The sequence below is a fragment of the Thalassotalea montiporae genome, assembly GCF_053485855.1.
Map to the genome: position 1 here is coordinate 195,197 of NZ_JBQRUO010000004.1, position 21,114 is coordinate 216,310.

Genomic DNA, 21,114 nt, shown 5'->3' on the forward strand with positions numbered 1-21,114 from the left:
CTGGTGTTGTAACTACGCAATTTACTACCCACGGATGCGATTAATCAGACCATCGCTCGCATCTTCAATTAAATCAACAACGTATTTAAAACCACCTGCACCGCCATAGTATGGATCTGGCACTTCCGTTTCTTCAAAGTTATCTGCAAACTCCAAGAAAAGTTTTATTTTATGATGGTGTTCGGTCGGTGAATTGTTAAGCAGATCTTGTAAGTTTTGGTTATCCATTGCTAACACTAAATCAAACTTTTCAAAATCTGAACTAGCAACTTTTCGCGAGCGAATACCTTCAAACGAATAACCGCGTTCCATTCCTGCTTTTTGTGATCTGTGATCAGGTTTTTCACGAACATGGGCGCCGATTGTTCCGGCGGAATCAATTGTTATATCCAACCCAGCTTGATTCGCCTTAGCTCTAAACACAGCTTCGGCAGTTGGCGAACGGCAAATATTGCCCATGCAGACAAAAAGAATTGAATTAACTGAAGACAAGGAAGAAGTCATGTTTAATGCCCGAATAATTAGTTTGTTATTGGCTAACTAGCGCCGAGCCCCTAGCTATCCGCTGTTATTAGGTATTGATAGATTAACTAAACCCTATTTATTCGTCTACGTGAAAATAAATATTGATGATCATATGCCACTTAACCTTCGTTTAATTGTCATATTATTCAATTCTATACATTTAACCTTAGTAAATAATATGTTAAAAATTACTGTGGCTGAATAAAACGCAATAAAGGAATATAAGAGTGTCTGTAGCATACGAAGACATCAAGCGCTTTTGTGATGAAGTATCTAAAACCGAGCAAGGGAATGTTATTGAAGCCTTGTTTGATCACTTTGACGCCCCTCAACAACTACTCGTTAAATTTTTCAATCAGTGGCGAGCCGAAATTAGCCATCAACAATCTGAACTACCATCTTTAAGCGATCATATTTTAAAGCAAATTAATGCCGATATTGAAAAGTCAGTAGCTAATGCGGTTGGTGAATATCAACAAAAAATTAATCATGCGAGTCAGCTAGAAAGCTACCTAACGAATAAGCTTGCCAAGGTAGAGAACCTGTTAACTGATGTACAAAGCGAAAATGCATCACTCACTGAAATTATTGCTTCTTTAAAAACAGAACAAGCTGAACGCATTCAGCAGATTAAAGAAGAGCATCAGCAAAGTATGACCGCTCGCATATCAGAACACACAAGTGAAATTGACGCGATAACACAGCGTCATAAGCAAAGCATGGCGAGCTTTACCAAAGATCGCGATGACTCAATAGCTCACCTTAAGAATGAATTACGAGAAAATAAAGAGCACGCAAAGCACGCCCAAGAGGAGGCTTTAACTGCACTTGAACAAAGGTTAATAGCAAATCATCAAGAAATTGAGCAACAACTTCATGAGTCATTAGATAAGGTTACTAAAGAATTTTCCTCATATAAGTTGCAAGCACAAGACGATAAGCAAAAGGCATTAAGTGCGCTAGAAGAGCAACTCGTTAAACAGCACAGTAGCGAAGCACAGCAATTAAGGGATGAACTCTCTGAAACAACGACAGCATTTACAGAGTTCAGGGAATTATCTGCTCAGAAATTAGCTGAACTGGAGCAAAACCACCAGGAATCAATAACTCAAGCCTCAGAAGCTAGCAACCTGCAAATTTCAAATTTAGAGCACCACTTACAAACAGTAAAAAATGAGCATTCTAGTGCGATCGAATCCCTTAACCTTGCCCACGAACAAGCATTATCCTACGAGCGAGAAGCAACAACGCAGCAATTTCAGTCACGACTCACTGAATTAGAAGCGCAGACGAGCGATCATCAAACAGTGATTGATGATATCAAACAGCAGCATGACAGTGACATTGATGCGATAAAAGCAGCTCACCATCAAACAGTGACAGAGTTGAACAACCGCCAAACTGATTTATTGTCTGAAGCGACTAAAGGTTCCGATGATGTGATTCAGTCATTAACGAGCGAACTGAATCAATATAAACAACAGGCAACTGATAGCGAGGACAAGCTTAAAAAGGCGCAACAACAAAATGATTTGCTATCTAGTGAAATAGCGCAGCGAGAAGCAAACACACAAGCGTTAAACGAAGCATCACTTAATAAAGATGAAATCATTGACCAATTGAAGGGATCTGTGTCTGATGCCGCGACGAAAATTAACCAATTAACTCAGAAATTGGAAGAATCGACGCAAGCACACCAAGTTGATAAAGAAAACTTCACCAAGCAACAACAAACATACTCACAAGCAGAAGCAAAAATTAGTAACGCTGAGCTCCAAGCTAATGAGCTGCGTCAGGAAAATGCCAAGCTTGCTAGCCAAGTGGAGTTCGTAAAAAGCAATAATATTGCCACGGTTGAAAGACTAACCACCAAATCAGAGCAAGCCTTATTAAAAGTTAGAGAACTAGAAAACCAACTGCATCAAGAACAATTGAATGGCAAGGAAGCGAAGGAAGAGCGCGTTAAGCTTAAAGAGCAAATCGAGTTTATGAAGTACAACCAAACTAATACCTTTGAGCGACTTACCAATAGCGCTGCCAAAGCTAATAATCGTGTTAAAGAACTTGAGGCAGAACTTGCTGGCTTGAAAAGCTAATCCGCTTGGTTAGCCTTGTAGCGGTGTCACTGCGCTTCTATGCGTTGTCAAGTTAGTTGATTAATAAAGCGGTAAAAGCTATGTGTAGGTAATCCAGTCGCTCACTGTGATAGACCATACCTTCAAAAAACGCCAAGCAAACTAGCTTAACGCACACTAGTTTGCCAAGCTCATATTAATAATACGATATACAATTGTGTCGGTTAGAAAGCGCAAGTCACGAAACGCATCTTACAAAGCGCGTAAATAAATACCTAATTCCGTTGAATAACCCATAGATTTACTTTCCACTGTGTTATCTTCGTTAAGTACATAGTAGCTAGGATAACCACTCACCATCAGTTCTTGTTTAAGGCGTTCATTACCATAAACCACAGGGAATGTGAGTTGGTGCTGCTGAGTAAACCTTACTACTTCGTCTTGCTCTGTATAATCGAGTGCAACGGCAATAACATCAATATCACCATTTTTCTCGTAAATTGATTGTAGGTTGCCAATACTCATATGACAGATCTGACACCAAGGCGCAAAAAAATAAAGAACCAGTGGTTTACTATCTGCTTTAATTGCCACTTCGTCACCATCTAACGAAGTAAGTACAATATCTTGCGATACTTGCGTATCACTAGACAACATATTCGTTTCACGAACCCATGAGACAAACTGAAAAATTAATACGAAAACGATGGCTTGAACGAAAAGGTTTTTAAGCAAAATACAAAATCCTGAATAACTTTTTCATCAAGACCCGAGATTAATTAAAACCATTACATTAAAAATGTAATTAATATTTGTTAGAAACAAAAAATCCGGCATAAGCCGGACTTTTTACATATTACTAACTTTATCATTAACTTAAGTTAACGAAGCTAGCTGAACTCTACTTATAGCGATGAAAGCTATTTACCGATGTGAGTTAAGCCTTTCATGTATGGCTGCAATACTTTTGGTATTTCAATTGAGCCATCAGCTTGCTGATAGTTTTCTAAAATCGCAACTAGCGTACGGCCAACCGCTAAACCAGAACCATTAAGTGTGTGTAGCAATTCTGGCTTGTTAGTTTCACTATTGCGGAAACGTGCTTGCATACGACGCGCTTGGAAGTCACCCATATTCGAACAAGACGAGATCTCTCGATAAGTGTTTTGCGCTGGTAACCAGACTTCAATATCGTAGGTCTTAGTCGCGCTAAACCCTATATCGCCAGTACAAAGTACAACCGTTCTAAACGGAAGTTCTAACTTTTTCAGAATGTTTTCCGCGTGAGCTGTTAATTCTTCTAACGCATCAAATGAAGTCTCTGGTTTAACAAGTTGCACCATTTCAACTTTATCGAATTGATGCTGACGAATTAGACCACGGATATCACGGCCGGATGAACCGGCTTCACTGCGAAAACATGGCGTATGCGCAGTCATCTTAATTGGTAATTCTTTCTCATCAACAATTTCATCACGCACTAAGTTTGTTAGTGGCACTTCCGCGGTAGGAATAAGTGAGAAAGTCTTTGAAGATAAGTCAGTGTGGAATAAATCTTCACCAAACTTTGGTAATTGACCAGTACCGTATAGTGAATCGTGGTTAACTAAGTAAGGCACATACATTTCTTCATAGCCGTGCTCTTCGCTATGCACATCAAGCATAAATTGAGCTAGCGCACGATGCAGCTTGGCAATTTGACCACGCATTACCACGAAACGCGTTCCCGCAAGCTTGGCACCACTTTCAAAGTCGAGTCCTTTGTCTAACGCAGTCGCGATGTCTACATGATCTTTTACTTCAAAATCGTAAGCTTTTGGTTCGCCCCATTTGCGAACTTCAACGTTATCGTCTTCGCTATCGCCTGCTGGCACAGACTCATGAGTGATATTTGGCACTGCTGCAGCAATATCATTAATTGCTTTTAACACTTCTTTTTCTTCGTTTTTCGCAGCTTCTAGGTCATCACCTAACTGGCTAACTTGTGCAAGCAATGGCTGAATATCTTCACCACGAGCTTTGGCTTGCCCAATTGATTTTGACCGTGTGTTACGTTCACTTTGTAATTCTTGGGTCTTTACCTGAATGGCTTTACGTTGTTCTTCAAGCGCTGTTAATTTTTCTACATCAAGTGTAAAACCGCGTTTCGCGAGCGCTGCTGCTGTTTGTTCTAAATCAGTTCTTAAAAGTTTTGCGTCAAGCATTGTTAGTCACTTTACCGATGGGTTACTAAAAATATACCGAGTGCTGCTGCACCCACACAAAGTACAACATTGAGCAGTATATTGGTAACCGCTTTAAAATACTCACCATGCTGAATAAGCAGCACAGTATCTAATGAAAACGTTGAAAAGGTCGTTAATGCACCTAGAAAGCCTATCCCAATCAGTGTTCGGGTAATGGCGACTTCTATAACGCCCTGCTCTATAAGCCCGTATAACAGACCCATTATAAATGAGCCCGAAATATTAACGATCAATGTCGCAAAAGGGAATCCCTTTCCTAGCCAATTTAGGACTAATTGCGAAATAAAAAACCGTAAACTGGCACCACAGGCACCACCAAGTGCCACTAGCAAATAGATACTGACACTATTTAAAGCGTTGCTCATCACTATCCCTGTTAAGTTGGTCTAAATACTCTCGTTTTGCCTTTAACTGTTTTTCTAAGCCACGCTCGGTTGGCTGATAAAATCGCGTTTGGCTAATTTCTGGCGGGAAATAACACTCGCCAGCGGCAAAAGCATTAGGTTCGTCATGTGCATACCGATATTCCTGACCATGCCCTAACCCTTTGGTGATATTGCTGGTGGCGTTCTTTAGATGTATCGGTACATCCAGTTCGCTGGTTTGTGCAGCCATGGCCATCGCTTGTTTAAATGCGGTGTATACAGCATTACTCTTTGGCGCAAGTGCAAGATAGACCGCCGCTTGGGCAATTGCTCGCTCACCTTCTGCTGGGCCAACACGTTGGAAAGTATCCCATGCATTTATGGCAATGGTTAGTGCTCTTGGGTCAGCATTGCCCACATCTTCGCTGGCAATGGCTAAAAGGCGACGGGCAACGTATAGCGGGTCGCCACCTGCGGTAAGTATTCTGGCAAACCAATATAACGCCGCATCTGGATCTGAACCACGCACTGATTTGTGAAAAGCGCTGATTAAATCATAAAAGGCATCACCGCCTTTATCGTATAGCGCAATTTTACTGCCCGCTACTTCTAACACTTGCTGCTCAGTAATCGCTGAGCCATCAACGGCGTGAGTCAGGCTATTTTCAATTAAATTGAGTAACCGACGAGCGTCACCGCTAGCAACCGACAGCAAGCTATTAATGGCTTCAGGCTCAAATACAATTGCCGCTGCTTTGTTATCAGCACGTTCTCGGTTAAGGTGAGTCAGCGCATTGTGATAAACCTGACTTAAATCCTCAGCCGTGAGTTTATTCAGTACATATACCCGAGCACGAGATAACAAGGCTCGATTTAACTCAAACGCTGGGTTTTCTGTCGTCGCACCGATAAACACTATAGTGCCGTCTTCGATGTGAGGTAAAAAAGCGTCTTGCTGGCTTTTGTTGAAACGATGCACTTCATCAACAAACAAAACCGTGCGCTGCTGGCGATGAATCAAACGGTCTTTTGCCGCTTCAATTGCCTTACGAATTTCTTTTATGCCGTCAGTAACCGCCGATATACGTTCAATTTCCGCATTGGCGTGATTAGCCATGATCTCGGCTAATGTGGTTTTTCCAGTACCCGGTGGTCCCCAGAAAATAACAGAATGACTTTGCTGCTGTTCAATCGCTTGGCGCAGCGGCATCCCTTGCCCCAAAATATGTTGCTGTCCAACATAATCATCTAACGTTTTGGGGCGAAGTCGGGCAGCTAGTGGCATAAACTCAGTTTGCTGCTCAAAGCCTAAATCGAGTTCCAGCCCTAAGTTGACGCCAGTATTGCGAGAGCCTTTAGCGCTGGTCATCTAGCAGCATGCCCTCTGGGACTTGAAAAGAAAACACATCGCTGGCTAATGTTTGATTTGCCGCGATATTTTCCAAAAGAAACTCACTGTGCTGACCCGTTGCATCCACAATGGTAAAGCCTGAAAGCACATCGCCGCTAAAGGCTAGTAATAACTCTTTCACCTGTGCATCTTCACTTTTAGCAACCACTTTAAATGCTTCATTGGCCATTTGGCTAATTTCGTATTGCTGCCAAAGTGACTCATCTGTGCTGGTTAGCAATAAAATAGGCGTATTGCTAATACTGTTCGCTAGGGAATAAGCGGTCACTTGTTCGATAAATGGGTCGAATAACCACAAGGTTTCACCATCAGAAACTAAGGTCGATTCTTCTGGTGATGTCGTTTGCCATTTTAAATAGTTGGGAGCTGCTAAGGTGAACTGCCCTTGCCCAGTTTGTAGCAGATTATTGTCTACATCATAAACATTTTGCGTAAAGCTCGCTGCTAAGTTTTCAAGCTGCGCTAGTTTTGCCAGCAGCTCTGTTTTAGCCTCGTTGTTTACCAACTGGTTATTTGTTGCAGGCGAAACTAATTCATTAGCACTTGCGCTATTTAATACTTGCTCATTAACTTCGACAGCGAAGGAGTTAACACTCAACGTGGCAGTAAGCACGGTAGTGAGCATGGTATTGGCCATGCTAGTAAACAATGCCATACCAACAAAATTCTTCTTCATTTTCAAATTACATTCTCTCGAGTCTTTGACTAGTCTTTGACCGGTGGTGGCGCTAATACTTCACGTGCGCCATTATGACCCGGTGGTGATACAGCGCCTTGCATTTCCATATCTTCAACGATACGAGCCGCACGGTTATAGCCAATTCGGAACTTACGCTGTACGCTAGAAATTGAAACACGTCGCGTTTCACTAACAAACGCAAGCGCTTCATCATAAAGTGGGTCAAGCTCTGCGCCTTCCATCGTTTCCGCTTGCTCACCCGGCAGCAAAATTTCTTGCTCAGTATCACCTGATTTGATTTCATCTAGGTAATTTGGTTCACCACGAGACTTCCAGTCGCTGACTACAGCATGTACTTCATCGTCGTTGACAAAGGCACCATGCACACGCACTGGCACTGCTTCACCTGGCGGTAAATAGAACATATCACCCATACCCAGAAGCTGCTCTGCACCTTGTTGATCAAGAATAATGCGTGATTCAATACGCGACTGAACACGTAGTGCCATACGAGTCGGGATATTTGCTTTAATTAAACCGGTAATAACATCAGCAGATGGGCGTTGCGTGGCAAGAATTAAGTGGATTCCCGCAGCACGTGCTTTTTGTGCAATACGGGCAATAAGCTCTTCCACTTTTTTACCAACAATCATCATCATGTCGGCAAATTCATCCACGACAATTACGATTGATGGCAGCTTTTCTAGCGTAGGTGGTGTATTGCTAAATGCATCGGTTGGTTGCCATAGCGGGTCAATTAATGGCTCACCTTCAGCAATCGCCTTAGCCACTTTATCGTTGTAGCCTTTTAGGTTACGAACACCAAGCTTAGACATTAATTGATAGCGACGCTCCATTTCACCCACACACCAGCGCAGCGCATTAGCTGCTTCTTTCATGTCGGTCACAACTTCTGATAGTAGATGTGGAATACCATCGTAAACTGATAATTCAACTTGTTTCGGGTCAATCATGATCATGCGAACGTCTTCAGGCGACGACTTATACAAGATACTGACAATCATGGTATTTACCGCAACTGACTTACCAGAGCCTGTGGTACCAGCAACCAGTAAGTGCGGCATTTTGGCAAGATCAGCCACGACAGGTTTACCGGAAATATCACTTCCAATGGCCATTGCCAAATTTGAACTTGATTGCTCAAAAGTGTCACAAGAGAGTACATCAGAGAAGTACACAGTTTCGCGATGTTTATTTGGCAATTCGATACCAATCACTGACTTGCCTTCAATCACTTCGACCACGCGAACACTTTTCGCTGATAGCGAACGGGCAATATCTTTCGATAGATTAGTAATCTTGCTAACTTTTACCCCTGGTGCTAGATCCAATTCAAAACGAGTGATAACTGGGCCAGGGAATACATCTACCACATCTGCCTTGATGCCAAACTCACTAAGTTTAGCTTCAACTAAGCGTGATACTTGTTCAAGCTGCGCTTGATCTATCGGATGCTTCTGTTTGTCTGAACGATCAAGTAAGTCGAGAGACGGTAGCGATGCAAAATCAGGTGCGGCGTCCGCCTCTGCCCTTGCCTGCTCATCTAACTGCTGATTGATTTTATCGTGTAGCGTTGGCGTTTCTTCTACCTGAATTTTCTCTACTGGCTCAAATGCGGCAGTAATTTCAGACTCACTAACATTTTCTTGCACGTTAACCGTTAGCGGGCCAGTCATCAGTTCATCTATCTCAATAAATGGTTCAACACGCTCCTTGCCCATATCGCCAAGACTTGGCTCTATGTTTTCACCTGTGTTTTCTCTTAACTTATCGCTGAAGTTATTGCCTAAGTTATCATCTAAATCATCACTGATAGCAAATGCTGGTTCGTCGTAATCATCCTTGTTTTGATTTGTTTGTTCAGCAATTGCCAAGTCGTCTTCTGCACCATCAAATCGTGATTGTTCAAATGCTTGCTTAACAGGCTCAGGTGTTTCTTCAAACGTTTTGTCTTCTAGATGTGTCTCATTAAACAGCGGATCACTTTCGTCGACATCCGCTTTCGCTTCTTTCATTGCCTTTTTGTTTTCTAGCGGTTTTTCTTTTGGCTCACTATTAAATTTCTCAGCAATTAATTTCGGTAGCCCTGCGATATACAAAGCAACGGCAATTGCATAACGACCTATGTTATCAATCACCTCTAACCACGAGATACCTGTCAAAAAGACAAAACCTGTGCAAGTTAGTAGTAAAAACAGTAGCGTTGAGCCAACAAACGAAAAGTATGGTAGAAATGCTCCACTAAGCACATCGCCTAATATACCGCCCGCAGAGAAGTAAAAAATGTCGTCAAAATTCATACTGGCAAGCGAGGTTACGCCAATATAAAACATAAAAAAGCCAACCAGTTTTAACCCTAAAGTCAGGTAATCAAGTTGCATAAGACGATAAAAGCGTTGGAACAATAACCAACCAACAACGGCAATCACGAAAGGTAAGGTATAGGCAATTACCCCAAATAGATTCAGTAATAGATCAGATAAATACGCACCTACCGAGCCACCTAAATTTCGTACAGGCGTTTGATAGCCGGTTTGCGACCAGCCTGGATCTGCCGGGTCAAAGGTAAATAGTGCCAACATTAAATACATAGCGAGCACTGAGCAGATCAGTAGACCTGCTTCAAGTAAACGTTGCGCACCGGTTAATTTTTCTCGAGAAGAAGACAAAGAATTACCACTTGGAAAATTATTGTTTTAGTTTTTGTAAAATAACAAAAATTAAGACAAGAGAAAACGACAAATCGCCGTTTAACGCACGACAGGGATTACATTGGCAGATTTTACTTCTTCCATGACAACATAAGTGCGGCTTTCACTTACCGCTGGCAAGCGCAGCAAGGTATCGCCCAAAAGTTCGCGATAAGCTGCCATATCTTTTACCCGAGTTTTTAGTAAAAAATCGAAATCGCCTGAAACTAGGTGGCATTCTTGAATCACATCTAAGTCTTGCACCGCCTTAGAAAAGTCATCAAACACATCAGGGCTTGTTTTCTCAAGGGTAATTTCAACAATTACCAACAATGCAGCGTCTAGCAGCGTTGGGTCTAGAATTGCCCGATAACCAACGATATAGCCATCACTTTCTAAACGTTTAACCCGCTCAAGGCAAGGTGTTGGGCTTAACCCTACTCGTTTAGACAATTCAACATTAGATAAACGGCCATTTTTTTGCAGCTCTTCTAGGATGTTTCTATCAATACGATCAATTTTCTTATTGCTAGTGTGACGATTATTCGAGCGACTTAGCGGCATAATTTATATTTCTCTAGTTTTTTGCGTTTTTGCAGCTTTATTCTCTACAAAATAGCAAATTACGACAGGATGCTCTACATATTTACTACTATACTAGTCACCAATTTCAACCCATAGAGAAATAATTATGATCATCGGTGTACCAAAGGAAATAAAAAATCACGAATACCGTGTTGGCATGGTGCCAGCGAGCGTACGTGAACTAATTAACCATGGCCACAGCGTTTTTGTTGAAACCAATGCTGGTATTGGCATCGGTTTTACCGATCAAGATTATATTGAAGCTGGCGCTGGCATTTTAGCGACAGCGGAAGAAGTTTTTGCGCAGGCAGAAATGATCGTTAAAGTAAAAGAACCACAAGCAGTTGAGCGTGCAATGTTACGTGAAGGCCAAATTCTTTTCACTTACCTACACTTAGCACCAGATTTACCGCAAACTCAAGACTTAGTAAAAAGCAAAGCCGTTTGTATCGCCTATGAAACGGTGACAGATAATCACGGTGGCTTACCACTACTTGCGCCTATGTCAGAAGTAGCTGGTCGCATGTCGATTCAAGCGGGTGCACAAGCGCTAGAAAAATCTAATGCTGGCCGTGGCATGTTATTAGGTGGCGTACCGGGCGTTGAGCCAGCAAAAGTTGTGATTATTGGTGGCGGTATGGTTGGCGCTAACGCAGCTAAAATGGCAGTTGGCATGGGTGCTGATGTAGTTATTCTAGACCGAAATGTTAACGTTTTACGTAAGCTTGACGATTTATTCGGCAACCAAGTGAAAGCAATTTACTCAACTGCAGATGCGTTAGAAAAGCACGTATTAGAAGCTGATCTTGTTATTGGTGGCGTATTAATTCCAGGTGCTGCTGCGCCTAAGCTAGTTACTAAAGAGCACATTAAAAACATGAAGCCTGGTGCTGCTATTGTTGATGTTGCTATCGACCAAGGCGGTTGTATTGAAACATCAACACCTACCACACACGCTGAGCCTACTTATATTGTTGACGATGTTGTTCACTACTGTGTCGCCAACATGCCAGGTGCTGTGCCGCGCACATCAACGTTTGCACTAAACAATGCAACTTTGCCTTACATTATCCAATTGGCAAACAAAGGTTACAAACAAGCACTTAATGACAATCAGCACTTATTAAATGGTTTGAATGTCATTAATGGCCAAGTGACAGTTAAAGAAGTAGCAGACAACCTTGGTTTTGACTTTATTGAGCCAGCAACCGCTTTAGCTAACGCTTAATCGTTGCACTTAGTAGCCTGCAATTCTTAAATTAGTCAGTGTTTAAAAAAGCGCCCTTGATATAAGAGGCGCTTTTTTTTATTTACGAAAAGTTATTTCCCACTCTTGAATAACTTTATTAAAATCCCAATCAATAGAAATCATATTATCGAAACGAATTTTTTGGAGAACCCATGAGCGAAGCAAGACACGTTCCTCTTCTTATTTTAGGCTCTGGCCCAGCAGGTTACACGGCAGCAGTATATGCAGCGCGCGCTAACTTAAACCCAGTCATGATCACCGGTATGCAGCAAGGAGGTCAGTTAACCACGACGACTGAAGTTGAAAACTGGCCTGGTGATGCAGATGATTTAACAGGTCCAGACTTAATGGTGCGTATGCAAAAACACGCAGAAAAGTTTGATACCGAAATCATTTTTGATCACATCGAAGAAGTTGACCTTGAAACTCGCCCATTCCGTTTAAAAGGCAGCAGCGAGTACACTTGTGATGCATTAATTATCTGTACGGGCGCATCAGCACAATACCTAGGTTTACCTTCAGAAGAAGCCTTCATGGGTAAAGGTGTTTCTGCTTGTGCAACCTGTGACGGCTTCTTCTACCGCAACCAAAAAGTATGTGTTGTTGGTGGTGGTAACACAGCCGTTGAAGAAGCATTGTACTTATCAAATATTGCTTCTGAAGTTCACTTAATTCACCGTCGTGACACGTTCCGCTCAGAGAAGATCTTAACGCAACGTTTAATGGACAAAGTTGAAAACGGCAATATTGTTTTACACTTAGACCGTACATTAGATGAAGTACTAGGCGATGATATGGGCGTTACTGGCGTTCGAATTAAAGACACAAATTCAGATGCTACTGAAGAGTTAGAAGTGCAAGGTGCGTTTATCGCCATTGGTCACAAGCCAAATACTGATATCTTCAAAGGTCAGCTGGATATGAAAGATGGCTACCTAACCATTAACAGTGGTACCAACGGAAATGCAACACAAACTAGTGTTGAAGGTGTATTTGCTGCAGGTGATGTAGCAGATCATATCTATCGTCAAGCAATCACGTCTGCGGGTGCTGGCTGTATGGCAGCATTAGATGCAGAACGTTACTTGGATGCAAAAGGCTAAAAGCGCCCAAGCACTAGCAAGTAATTGTTAAATAACAAGCAGTATTTAGCAGGAAAATTATGAGCCAATCTATTTCCTTTATTCACCCAAATAGTTTGGCTTTTCCGCCTTTAGATACTGCACTTACCGAGCCTAACGGCTTACTCGCTGTGGGTGGCGACCTCACCCCGCAACGATTGGTTCAAGCTTATAGCGAAGGCATATTTCCATGGTTTAGTGACGGCGAGCCCATTATGTGGTGGTCTCCTAACCCACGTGCCATTATTCCAACTAGCGACATTCGCATTAATCGCACACTGCGTAAATTTCTTAACAAAACCCCCTATCAGGTTTCATTTAATCGAGCATTTGACCAAGTAATTGAGCTTTGTGCAGATGCACCATTTCGCCAAGACGAAACTTGGATTCTACCTGAGATGATTTCTGGTTATCGCCAGTTACACCTGCTAGGTCATGCCCATTCTGTTGAAGTATGGGAGCAAGAAAAATTAGTAGGTGGTTTATATGGTGTTGCTATCAATGGTTTTTTTAGCGGTGAGTCGATGTTTTATAAAGCACCGAACGCTTCTAAAGTTGCACTAGTTGTTCTGGCTAAAGCGCTAGAAGTATGCGGCGTAAAGTTTATTGACTGTCAGATCACAAATCCATTTCTCGAAGATATGGGCTGCATTGAAGTTTCTCGTGACGAGTTTATACAGCAGCAACAAGCCATGCTGCATTTATCACTTCCAAGCGAATTTTGGACACCACGTATTATTAGCAGCTAATATTTTATTATTGGCCGTAATTTAGCTGAGGTTTTGCTAATGATTTATGATTTTCGCTTGGGTATCAGCAAAGAATTTTCCTGTAACTACTTACCTGGTAACCAAGAGCGACTATTGATTGTTGTTGATGAGTTACATGCGCAAGCGAATCAATATGATTATTTAATGCATCAAGGCTTTCGTCGCAGTGGTGAACAAGTCTACCGCCCTCATTGCAAAACTTGCCATGCCTGCCAATCGGTCAAAGTCATGGTACAAGAATTTACACCTAGCAAAAGCCAAAAGCGTTCGTTAAAAAGGAATCAACACCTAAGACTCGTAAAAAGTCGCACGCCAAGTGAACAATACTACCCATTGTTCGAGCGCTATATCAATGAACTTCATGCTGATGGTGCTATGTACCCTGCTAGCGCAGAGCAATATCAAAGTTTCTTATTCACTCATATTTGCAAGCAGTACTTTGTTGAGCTCTATGATGGTGACAAGTTAGTGAGTGTCGCAGTAACAGATGAATTACCAAGTGCACTGTCTGCCGTTTATACCTTCTACGATCCTGATTATCGCAAAAACGGCTTAGGTATATATTCTATATTGCAGCAAATCCATGTCGCACAATCACTGGGTAAAGAGTTTCTCTATTTAGGCTATCAAATCGATGATTGCCAAAAAATGAACTATAAAACTAAGTTTTACCCACACCAAAGGCTGTATAACAACCAGTGGCATATCGTTCCTAGCCCAAGCTATTCTCGCTAAATAAGCGGGTTAGCAACAAATAAATAGCCTTGACGCTTTACTTTGTCATCACAATTGGGCATGATCTGCGCAGCTTTATATCCATGAACTTTTAGAGGTTAAACGCCCAATGGCGAAAGAAGAAAATATTGAAATGCAAGGTACTGTGTTAGAAACATTACCTAACACCATGTTCCGCGTTGAGTTAGAAAACGGTCACGTTGTTACAGCTCACATCTCAGGTAAAATGCGCAAGAACTACATCCGTATTTTAACTGGTGACAAAGTAACGGTTGAATTAACGCCGTATGACTTATCGAAAGGTCGCATTATTTTCCGTGCCAGATAACGTTTAAACCTTTCTTTTAGAAAGAGTTAAAAGATTTATCTACAAAAAAGCCCTGAATATCAGGGCTTTTTTGGTTTATGTGCTTTTGTTTATTGTCCAGCAAAGCGATAGCGGGTTAATGTTCCACTAGCTCTTTTTTGTTGCTTTCAGCTTTGATCACAAGTTCATCTTTCTTGTTAACCGTCACTTTAACAACACCACCACCAACTAATTCACCAAATAGCAGTTCATTCGCCAATGGTTTCTTAAGTTGCTCTTGAATTAACCGAGCCATAGGTCGTGCGCCCATGTTTTTATCGTAGCCGCGCTCAGCAAGCCAAGATTTCGCATCTGCACTAAGTTCAAGTGACACACCTTTTTCATCAAGTAAAGCTTGAAGTTCTACAATAAACTTATCAATAACTTGATAGATAATGTCTGTGTCTAAGTGATTGAACCAAACAATATTATCTAAACGGTTTCTAAATTCTGGTGTGAATACGCGATTAATTTCATCCATCGCATCAAGGCTATGATCTTGCTGCTTAAAGCCAATTGATTTACGTGTTGTTTCAGTAACACCTGCGTTAGTGGTCAACACTAAAATAACATTTCTAAAATCAGCTTTTCGGCCATTGTTATCAGTTAAGGTACCGTGATCCATTACTTGCAACAAAATGTTGTATACATCTTGATGTGCTTTTTCAATTTCATCTAACAGCACAACGGCATGTGGATGTTTAATCACAGCATCTGTTAACAAACCGCCTTGTTCGTACCCGACATAGCCAGGAGGTGCACCAATTAATCGGCTAACCGCGTGCTTTTCCATGTACTCAGACATATCGTAACGCAATAGCTCAACACCCAAGATTTTAGCAAGCTGCTGCGTAACCTCCGTTTTACCAACACCAGTTGGCCCTGCAAACATGAAAGAGCCAATCGGTTTGCTTTCATTACTTAAACCAGCTCGTGATAAGCGAATAACAGACGTTAACTCATCAATGGCTTTATCTTGGCCAAAAACAACCAACTTCAGATTACGATCTAAATTTTGCAGGTTATCTTTTTCTGAGCTAGACACCGATTTTTCAGGAATACGTGCCATCTTCGCGACAATTGACTCAATATCATTGTTATTAATCACTTTCTTACGCTTAGACGGTGCAACTAGTTGTTGCTTAGCACCAGCTTCATCGATGATATCAATCGCTTTATCAGGTAAAAAACGTTCGTTAATGTATTTGTCAGCCAATTGAGCTGCCGCTTTCAATGCTTTATGGGTATAACGAATACCGTGATGGCTTTCGTATTTTTCTTTCAATCCTTGCAGTATTTTCGTCGTATCATCAACACTAGGCTCGGCTATGTCTATTTTTTGGAAACGACGAGCTAATGCGCGGTCTTTCTCAAAAATACTTTGATACTCTTGATAAGTCGTAGAACCTAGGCAACGAAGCTTACCTGATGAAAGCAAAGGCTTAATAAGGTTGGAAGCGTCCATCATACCACCAGAAGCTGCACCTGCGCCGATAATAGTGTGAATTTCATCTATAAACAGAATCGCATTCGCTTCTTTTTCTAGCTCTTTAAGCAGTGATTTAAAGCGTTTTTCAAAATCACCTCGGTATTTAGTACCTGCGAGCAAAGCGCCCATGTCAAGTGAGTAAATTGTGCCATCTACTAAAAAGTCTGGTACTTTTTCGCTGACAATCATTGCCGCCAAACCTTCTGCAATAGCAGTTTTACCAACTCCTGCTTCACCAACAAATAGCGGGTTATTTTTGCGACGACGGCTCAATACCTGAAGCGTACGCTCTAATTCATCGTCACGGCCAATCAGCGGGTCTATATTGCCCTTTTTCGCCTCTTCATTGAGGTTTACCGCAAAGCTTTCTACTACTCTTGGTTCTTCATCTTGCTGCTGCTCCACTTCTTCGTGGCTAGCACTGTCGCCATTTTCGATTTTTGAAATACCGTGAGAGATAAAGTTAACAATATCTAAACGCGTAATATCTGATTTTTTCAAAATATAGGCGGCTTGTGATTCTTGCTCACTAAAAATTGCAACAAGCACGTTTGAACCATTAACTTCATTCTTACCAGAAGACTGCACATGAAAAACTGCACGTTGCAAAACACGTTGAAAACCTAGTGTTGGCTGAGTTTCACGATCATCTTCTCCAGCGGGAATGACCGGCGTTGTTTCACCAATAAAATCTTCTAAACTCTTGCGCAATTTAGACATGTCAGCACCACAGGCTTTAAGTGCCTCGACCGCTGATGGGTTATCCAGCAGTGCTAGCAATAAGTGCTCTACCGTCATAAATTCATGGCGAGAATCCTTAGCTTGACGGAACGCTAAGTTTAACGAAATTTCTAAATCTTTATTCAGCATAGATACTCCAGCTTACTTAAATCTTGCACTGTTACGCTTTTTCCATTGAACATTGCAACGGATGTTGATTTTCTGCAGCGTATCGAACAACTTGGTCTACTTTAGTTTCTGCTATCTCAGCAGAATATGTGCCACAACGAGCCTTACCCTTATAATGAATAGTTAGCATGATTTCAGTAGCCTTTTCAGAATCCATATTAAAAAACCTACGTAAAACTTCAACCACAAAATCCATAGGCGTATAGTCATCGTTTAACAAAACAACATGATAACGAGGAGGTTCATCAATACGTTCCTTAGTTAGCTCTTCCGTATCATGCTGGGATTCTGTCAGTTCTTTCCAGTTACTCATAAATCTATATTAGTCTCTACAGGTTAAATTTGCTGAACCTTTTTATGAAAAATAGGTTATTAAAAAATTGTAAAAAATATTGTAAATATCTTGACTATTCTCACACATATTCTACGATTTACAGGTGGCTATTTTTTAGCCGCCGCGTTTATACGTGTATGTTATGGGAAGCATACCTAAATTATACCGCAGGATATAGAAGGAAGTAGAAGTATGGCTCACGGTACGGTTAAATGGTTTAACAATGCAAAAGGGTTCGGTTTTATTCGCCCTGATGATGGTGGAGAAGACATCTTTGCTCATTACTCTACCATCCAGATGGAAGGATACAGAACACTAAAAGCAGGTCAGGATGTTAATTACGAGTTGAATGAAGGCCCTAAAGGGCATCACGCGGCAAGTATAGTACCTATTGAACCTGAAGCAGAAAATTAATTTAGTAAATTAATCAACAGCGCGCTAATAAAAAAACACAGCCTAGGCTGTGTTTTTTAATGCCTGCTTTTAGTGTTACTTGTACTGTTACTAAAAGCAGGCCACTAATTACTTAAACGTTAAGCTAAGTGCTTAATAATTTCATCACCAAATTCAGAACAAGACACCAGCGTAGCTCCTTCCATTAAACGCTCAAAGTCATACGTCACTGTTTTAGCGCCAATTGCACCAGACATACCTTGTAGCATTAAATCGGCCGCTTCTGTCCAGCCCATATGGCGTAGCATCATTTCAGCAGATAAAATTACAGAGCCTGGATTCACTTTATTCAAGCCTGCGTATTTAGGTGCCGTGCCATGTGTTGCTTCAAAAATTGCCACTTCATCACTAATATTTGCCCCCGGTGCAATACCAATTCCACCGACTTGCGCAGCAAGTGCATCAGACAAATAATCACCATTAAGGTTTAGCGTAGCAATAACGCTGTACTCTTCTGGGCGCAACAAAATTTGTTGTAACATAGCGTCAGCAATAACATCCTTAATGATAATTTCTTTACCATTTTTTGGATTTTTAAGTGACAACCATGGACCACCGTCCAGTAGTTCAGCGCCAAACTCATCGTGTGCTAATTGATAACCCCACTCTTTAAAAGCACCTTCGGTGTACTTCATGATGTTACCTTTGTGCACTAAGGTAACAGAATCGCGATCGTTATCGATTGCATATTGAATCGCTTTTCGCACTAAACGCTGTGTACCTTCTTTTGACACTGGCTTAATACCAATACCACAGTCCTCAGTAAAGCGAATCGATGATACGCCCATTTCTTCAGTTAAGAATTTAATAATCTTATCAGCTTGCTCGGTACCTGCTTTGTATTCGATACCCGCATAAATGTCTTCCGAATTTTCGCGGAAAATCACCATGTCAACGGCTTCTGGATGCTTCACAGGGCTAGGAACACCTGTAAACCATTGCACTGGGCGCTGACACACATACAAATCTAACACTTGACGTAGTGCCACATTAAGTGAGCGAATACCACCGCCAACTGGCGTTGTTAAAGGCCCTTTAATACCTACTCGGTATTCGCGAAACATGGCCAATGTTTCTTCTGGAAGCCAAGTTTCAGAATCATAGACTTCCGTCGCTTTTTCACCTGCGTACACTTCCATCCAGCTAATTTTTTTCTCGCTTTGGTAAGCAACCTTAACTGCCGCATCTACCACTTTGCGCATAGTTGGCGTGACATCAATACCAATACCATCACCCTCGATAAATGGAATAATTGGGTTGTTCGGTACGTTCAATCGACCGTTTTCGATGGTAATTTTTTGCCCGTCTGCTGGAATTGTTATTTGCGAAGACATAAGGCTCTCCCCTGAAATGCTGAGTTATTATCACTAGGTACGCTGACCAGAGTTGTAACCTAAACGAAAAAGAGTAATGACACTAATTTTTCAAAACCGATAACCAATATAAATCACATGAATGATATAAAGCACTATATTCCAATAAAGAATCCACATCGGTAAACTCGCCTTAGGCTCAACTTAAGAATAACTACCCATTGGCAATAAACCAAGCAAAAAACTCTGTTATTTGATAATTATTTAGCGAACTTTTTTGTTAATTAAATATTGGTTTACAATCGCCTTAGCGATAGCTAGGCTAGCTGTTTCGTTTGGATGAAATCCATCGGCCGTAAAGTACTTTTCATCAGGAATTAGCTCGTAATTAACAAGACTGAAACGCTCAGGAGCTAATTGTAGGAGTTTGTTGGTCGCATCATTAAGACGGCTGCTACGAAAACCTAAAATACTCGCAAGTGGCTTTTTTAATAGAGGAAAACATTCAAGCGGCGGTATTGCTAGTAATAAAGTTTGTTGAGGTTGATACTTGTGCTCGATTAACGTCATCAATTCATTAAGCTGTTGTGACCATTTTCGGCTTGATGTAAACCCTTTTGCATCATTAACACCAATGGAAATAACGACATAGTCGGCAACTTCTGCAATTTCATTGCGTATAGCGGAATGTAAATCAGCTATTTTATCGCCCGATTTTGCTAACACAGCTAATTTAACCTCTACATCGAATCTGGAATTAAGCTCAGCTGCCAGCTGTCCTGCCAAAGCATCTTTAATTGATGTTATCCCAACACCAGCAGCAACCGAATCACCAATAACCGTGATCTTAATTGGCTTTTCAGCCGCCGCAGTTTTATCTTGATGATTACGCTTGCCAACAACAAATTTGCGCTCACCTTGTGCTTCAGGGAGTCGAATAGCAGAGCGTTTAGTTCCTACCCCCTGAATCATCCAAATTGGAGCAGTGATCAGCGTATAGGTGCACTTAAAAAACCAAGAATTAAACCAGGAGCAATACATAGCAGCAAACAACCATTCAGCCAGAATTCGTTAATTGATTTTACTGGTAATAACTTTGATCCCCATCAGCAACATCGCACCACCTAATACTCTGTCTAACCAGTGACCAAATTGTTGAAACTGTTTATTTATTCTTGGGCGGCTAAGCAAGATTACAACAGTCGCAAACCAAGCAAACTGCAAGATCATCATCCAAGCACCGTAAATCGCCAATTGATACAAGGGCATTGTGGGCGATAACACCATAGTGAACAAAGCAACAAAATAAATCGGCGCTTTCGGATTTAACGCATTACACAGAAAACCTTTAGCAAGGGTTTTACTGTTAGATAACTGGGGAGAAACTTCCGTACTTAATGCACTAGCATCTATTACATTGGTTTGTTTAGCCTTTAGCCCCTGAATACCAAGATAAATTAAATAGCTGCCACCAAGCAGCTTAATGCCCCATAAAATCGTTTCAGAGTTGGCGATAATTGCAGCTAACCCTAGCGAGGAATAAACGATATGCACGGCCAGCCCCAGTGCAATTCCTAAACTGCAAAGTAGACCAGTTTTTTTACCATGCGCTAATGTTTGCTGTGATACCAAGACAAAATCTGGCCCTGGAGATGCCGCAGCTAATAAATGAATCGTGGTAATTAACAACAAGCCCTCAAATAAACCCATCTAAAACTCCTTTTTGCCTAGCATTGCAAGAATGGAATGCACACGTTAGAAAGTAAATCAGTAGAGTTTGATTAACATACGATTACGG

The 21,114-nt window shown here is 41.4% G+C and carries 20 protein-coding genes; 7 read left to right on the top strand and 13 right to left on the bottom strand.

Annotation, left to right across the window (positions count from 1 at the left end; translation table 11 throughout):
• Positions 1–24: 24 nt before the first annotated feature.
• Positions 25–504: a low molecular weight protein-tyrosine-phosphatase gene (locus tag ACSLUR_RS13640; RefSeq protein WP_448555411.1), complete on the bottom strand. Its 480-nt coding sequence runs from the start codon at positions 502–504 to the stop codon at positions 25–27.
• A gap of 248 nt (positions 505–752) precedes the next feature.
• Here ACSLUR_RS13640 and ACSLUR_RS13645 point away from each other — a divergent pair, with 248 nt between their 5' ends.
• Positions 753–2,621 carry a coiled-coil domain-containing protein gene (locus tag ACSLUR_RS13645; RefSeq protein ID WP_448555413.1) on the top strand — a complete coding sequence of 623 codons (1,869 nt, stop codon included), beginning with the start codon at positions 753–755 and terminating at the stop codon, positions 2,619–2,621.
• Between the two features lie 231 nt (positions 2,622–2,852).
• Here ACSLUR_RS13645 and ACSLUR_RS13650 read toward each other — a convergent pair whose 3' ends face one another.
• The 7 genes from ACSLUR_RS13650 to lrp all read right to left on the bottom strand — a co-directional run bounded on the left by ACSLUR_RS13650 (position 2,853) and on the right by lrp (position 10,576).
• The gene (locus ACSLUR_RS13650) at positions 2,853–3,335 is read right to left on the bottom strand and encodes a TlpA family protein disulfide reductase (protein ID WP_448555415.1); all 483 of its coding nucleotides are present in this window, start codon (positions 3,333–3,335) and stop codon (positions 2,853–2,855) included.
• Positions 3,336–3,520: 185 nt separating this feature from the next.
• A complete protein-coding gene (gene serS / locus ACSLUR_RS13655; protein WP_448555417.1) occupies positions 3,521–4,804 on the bottom strand; it encodes a serine--tRNA ligase in 1,284 nt (427 codons plus the stop codon).
• 11 nt (positions 4,805–4,815) lie between these two features.
• Complete coding sequence (crcB, locus tag ACSLUR_RS13660) at positions 4,816–5,211, bottom strand: fluoride efflux transporter CrcB (protein ID WP_448555419.1); 396 nt, start codon at positions 5,209–5,211, stop codon at positions 4,816–4,818.
• Positions 5,192–6,496, bottom strand: coding sequence for a replication-associated recombination protein A (locus ACSLUR_RS13665; protein ID WP_448555601.1), 1,305 nt, complete (start codon positions 6,494–6,496; stop codon positions 5,192–5,194). The genes crcB and ACSLUR_RS13665 overlap by 20 nt, the downstream gene beginning before the upstream one ends.
• A 70-nt stretch (positions 6,497–6,566) precedes the next feature.
• Entirely contained in the window at positions 6,567–7,298 is a 732-nt protein-coding gene (gene lolA / locus ACSLUR_RS13670) for an outer membrane lipoprotein periplasmic chaperone LolA (RefSeq protein WP_448555421.1), read from the bottom strand.
• A gap of 29 nt (positions 7,299–7,327) precedes the next feature.
• Complete coding sequence (locus ACSLUR_RS13675) at positions 7,328–9,991, bottom strand: DNA translocase FtsK (protein WP_448555423.1); 2,664 nt, start codon at positions 9,989–9,991, stop codon at positions 7,328–7,330.
• 81 nt (positions 9,992–10,072) lie between these two features.
• Positions 10,073–10,576 (bottom strand): leucine-responsive transcriptional regulator Lrp, encoded by a 504-nt coding sequence (gene lrp / locus ACSLUR_RS13680; RefSeq protein WP_448555425.1) that lies wholly within the window; start codon positions 10,574–10,576, stop codon positions 10,073–10,075.
• 127 nt (positions 10,577–10,703) lie between these two features.
• Here lrp and ald point away from each other — a divergent pair, with 127 nt between their 5' ends.
• From ald to infA, 5 genes are all read left to right on the top strand, one after another.
• The gene (gene ald / locus ACSLUR_RS13685) at positions 10,704–11,825 is read left to right on the top strand and encodes an alanine dehydrogenase (RefSeq protein ID WP_448555427.1); all 1,122 of its coding nucleotides are present in this window, start codon (positions 10,704–10,706) and stop codon (positions 11,823–11,825) included.
• A 173-nt stretch (positions 11,826–11,998) separates the two neighbouring features.
• Positions 11,999–12,949: a thioredoxin-disulfide reductase gene (gene trxB / locus ACSLUR_RS13690; protein ID WP_448555429.1), complete on the top strand. Its 951-nt coding sequence runs from the start codon at positions 11,999–12,001 to the stop codon at positions 12,947–12,949.
• Between the two features lie 59 nt (positions 12,950–13,008).
• Positions 13,009–13,716 carry a leucyl/phenylalanyl-tRNA--protein transferase gene (gene aat / locus ACSLUR_RS13695; RefSeq protein WP_448555431.1) on the top strand — a complete coding sequence of 236 codons (708 nt, stop codon included), beginning with the start codon at positions 13,009–13,011 and terminating at the stop codon, positions 13,714–13,716.
• 39 nt (positions 13,717–13,755) lie between these two features.
• Complete coding sequence (locus ACSLUR_RS13700; protein ID WP_448555433.1) at positions 13,756–14,472, top strand: arginyltransferase; 717 nt, start codon at positions 13,756–13,758, stop codon at positions 14,470–14,472.
• A gap of 109 nt (positions 14,473–14,581) precedes the next feature.
• A complete protein-coding gene (gene infA, locus ACSLUR_RS13705; protein ID WP_093328826.1) occupies positions 14,582–14,800 on the top strand; it encodes a translation initiation factor IF-1 in 219 nt (72 codons plus the stop codon).
• Between the two features lie 115 nt (positions 14,801–14,915).
• Here infA and clpA read toward each other — a convergent pair whose 3' ends face one another.
• Both clpA and clpS read right to left on the bottom strand, forming a co-directional pair.
• Positions 14,916–17,177 carry an ATP-dependent Clp protease ATP-binding subunit ClpA gene (gene clpA, locus ACSLUR_RS13710; RefSeq protein ID WP_448555435.1) on the bottom strand — a complete coding sequence of 754 codons (2,262 nt, stop codon included), beginning with the start codon at positions 17,175–17,177 and terminating at the stop codon, positions 14,916–14,918.
• Between the two features lie 31 nt (positions 17,178–17,208).
• Positions 17,209–17,529: an ATP-dependent Clp protease adapter ClpS gene (clpS, locus tag ACSLUR_RS13715; RefSeq protein WP_116000173.1), complete on the bottom strand. Its 321-nt coding sequence runs from the start codon at positions 17,527–17,529 to the stop codon at positions 17,209–17,211.
• Between the two features lie 213 nt (positions 17,530–17,742).
• On the opposite strand from clpS, the gene cspD reads away from it, so the two are divergent.
• Positions 17,743–17,964, top strand: coding sequence for a cold shock domain-containing protein CspD (cspD, locus tag ACSLUR_RS13720; RefSeq protein ID WP_116000172.1), 222 nt, complete (start codon positions 17,743–17,745; stop codon positions 17,962–17,964).
• 119 nt (positions 17,965–18,083) lie between these two features.
• Here the strand turns inward: cspD and icd are convergent, their stop codons facing one another.
• The 3 genes from icd to ACSLUR_RS13735 all read right to left on the bottom strand — a co-directional run bounded on the left by icd (position 18,084) and on the right by ACSLUR_RS13735 (position 21,026).
• Positions 18,084–19,337: an NADP-dependent isocitrate dehydrogenase gene (gene icd / locus ACSLUR_RS13725; protein WP_448555438.1), complete on the bottom strand. Its 1,254-nt coding sequence runs from the start codon at positions 19,335–19,337 to the stop codon at positions 18,084–18,086.
• A gap of 243 nt (positions 19,338–19,580) precedes the next feature.
• A complete protein-coding gene (locus ACSLUR_RS13730) occupies positions 19,581–20,288 on the bottom strand; it encodes an SGNH/GDSL hydrolase family protein (RefSeq protein ID WP_448555440.1) in 708 nt (235 codons plus the stop codon).
• A gap of 99 nt (positions 20,289–20,387) precedes the next feature.
• On the bottom strand, positions 20,388–21,026 hold the full coding sequence (locus ACSLUR_RS13735; protein WP_448555442.1) for a LysE family transporter: 639 nt from the start codon (positions 21,024–21,026) through the stop codon (positions 20,388–20,390).
• Positions 21,027–21,114: the final 88 nt, after the last annotated feature.

Bases quoted from the DNA above. Each gene is read 5' to 3' on its own strand.
- ACSLUR_RS13640 (WP_448555411.1), bottom strand. From the start codon at position 504: ATGACTTCTTCCTTGTCTTCAGTTAATTCAATTCTTTTTGTCTGCATG.
- serS (WP_448555417.1), bottom strand. From the start codon at position 4,804: ATGCTTGACGCAAAACTTTTAAGAACTGATTTAGAACAAACAGCAGCA.
- crcB (WP_448555419.1), bottom strand. From the start codon at position 5,211: ATGAGCAACGCTTTAAATAGTGTCAGTATCTATTTGCTAGTGGCACTT.
- ACSLUR_RS13665 (WP_448555601.1), bottom strand. From the start codon at position 6,496: ATGCCACTAGCTGCCCGACTTCGCCCCAAAACGTTAGATGATTATGTT.
- lolA (WP_448555421.1), bottom strand. From the start codon at position 7,298: ATGAAGAAGAATTTTGTTGGTATGGCATTGTTTACTAGCATGGCCAAT.
- lrp (WP_448555425.1), bottom strand. From the start codon at position 10,576: ATGCCGCTAAGTCGCTCGAATAATCGTCACACTAGCAATAAGAAAATT.
- ald (WP_448555427.1), top strand. From the start codon at position 10,704: ATGATCATCGGTGTACCAAAGGAAATAAAAAATCACGAATACCGTGTT.
- trxB (WP_448555429.1), top strand. From the start codon at position 11,999: ATGAGCGAAGCAAGACACGTTCCTCTTCTTATTTTAGGCTCTGGCCCA.
- aat (WP_448555431.1), top strand. From the start codon at position 13,009: ATGAGCCAATCTATTTCCTTTATTCACCCAAATAGTTTGGCTTTTCCG.
- ACSLUR_RS13700 (WP_448555433.1), top strand. From the start codon at position 13,756: ATGATTTATGATTTTCGCTTGGGTATCAGCAAAGAATTTTCCTGTAAC.
- infA (WP_093328826.1), top strand. From the start codon at position 14,582: ATGGCGAAAGAAGAAAATATTGAAATGCAAGGTACTGTGTTAGAAACA.
- clpA (WP_448555435.1), bottom strand. From the start codon at position 17,177: ATGCTGAATAAAGATTTAGAAATTTCGTTAAACTTAGCGTTCCGTCAA.
- clpS (WP_116000173.1), bottom strand. From the start codon at position 17,529: ATGAGTAACTGGAAAGAACTGACAGAATCCCAGCATGATACGGAAGAG.
- cspD (WP_116000172.1), top strand. From the start codon at position 17,743: ATGGCTCACGGTACGGTTAAATGGTTTAACAATGCAAAAGGGTTCGGT.
- icd (WP_448555438.1), bottom strand. From the start codon at position 19,337: ATGTCTTCGCAAATAACAATTCCAGCAGACGGGCAAAAAATTACCATC.
- ACSLUR_RS13730 (WP_448555440.1), bottom strand. From the start codon at position 20,288: ATGATTCAGGGGGTAGGAACTAAACGCTCTGCTATTCGACTCCCTGAA.
- ACSLUR_RS13735 (WP_448555442.1), bottom strand. From the start codon at position 21,026: ATGGGTTTATTTGAGGGCTTGTTGTTAATTACCACGATTCATTTATTA.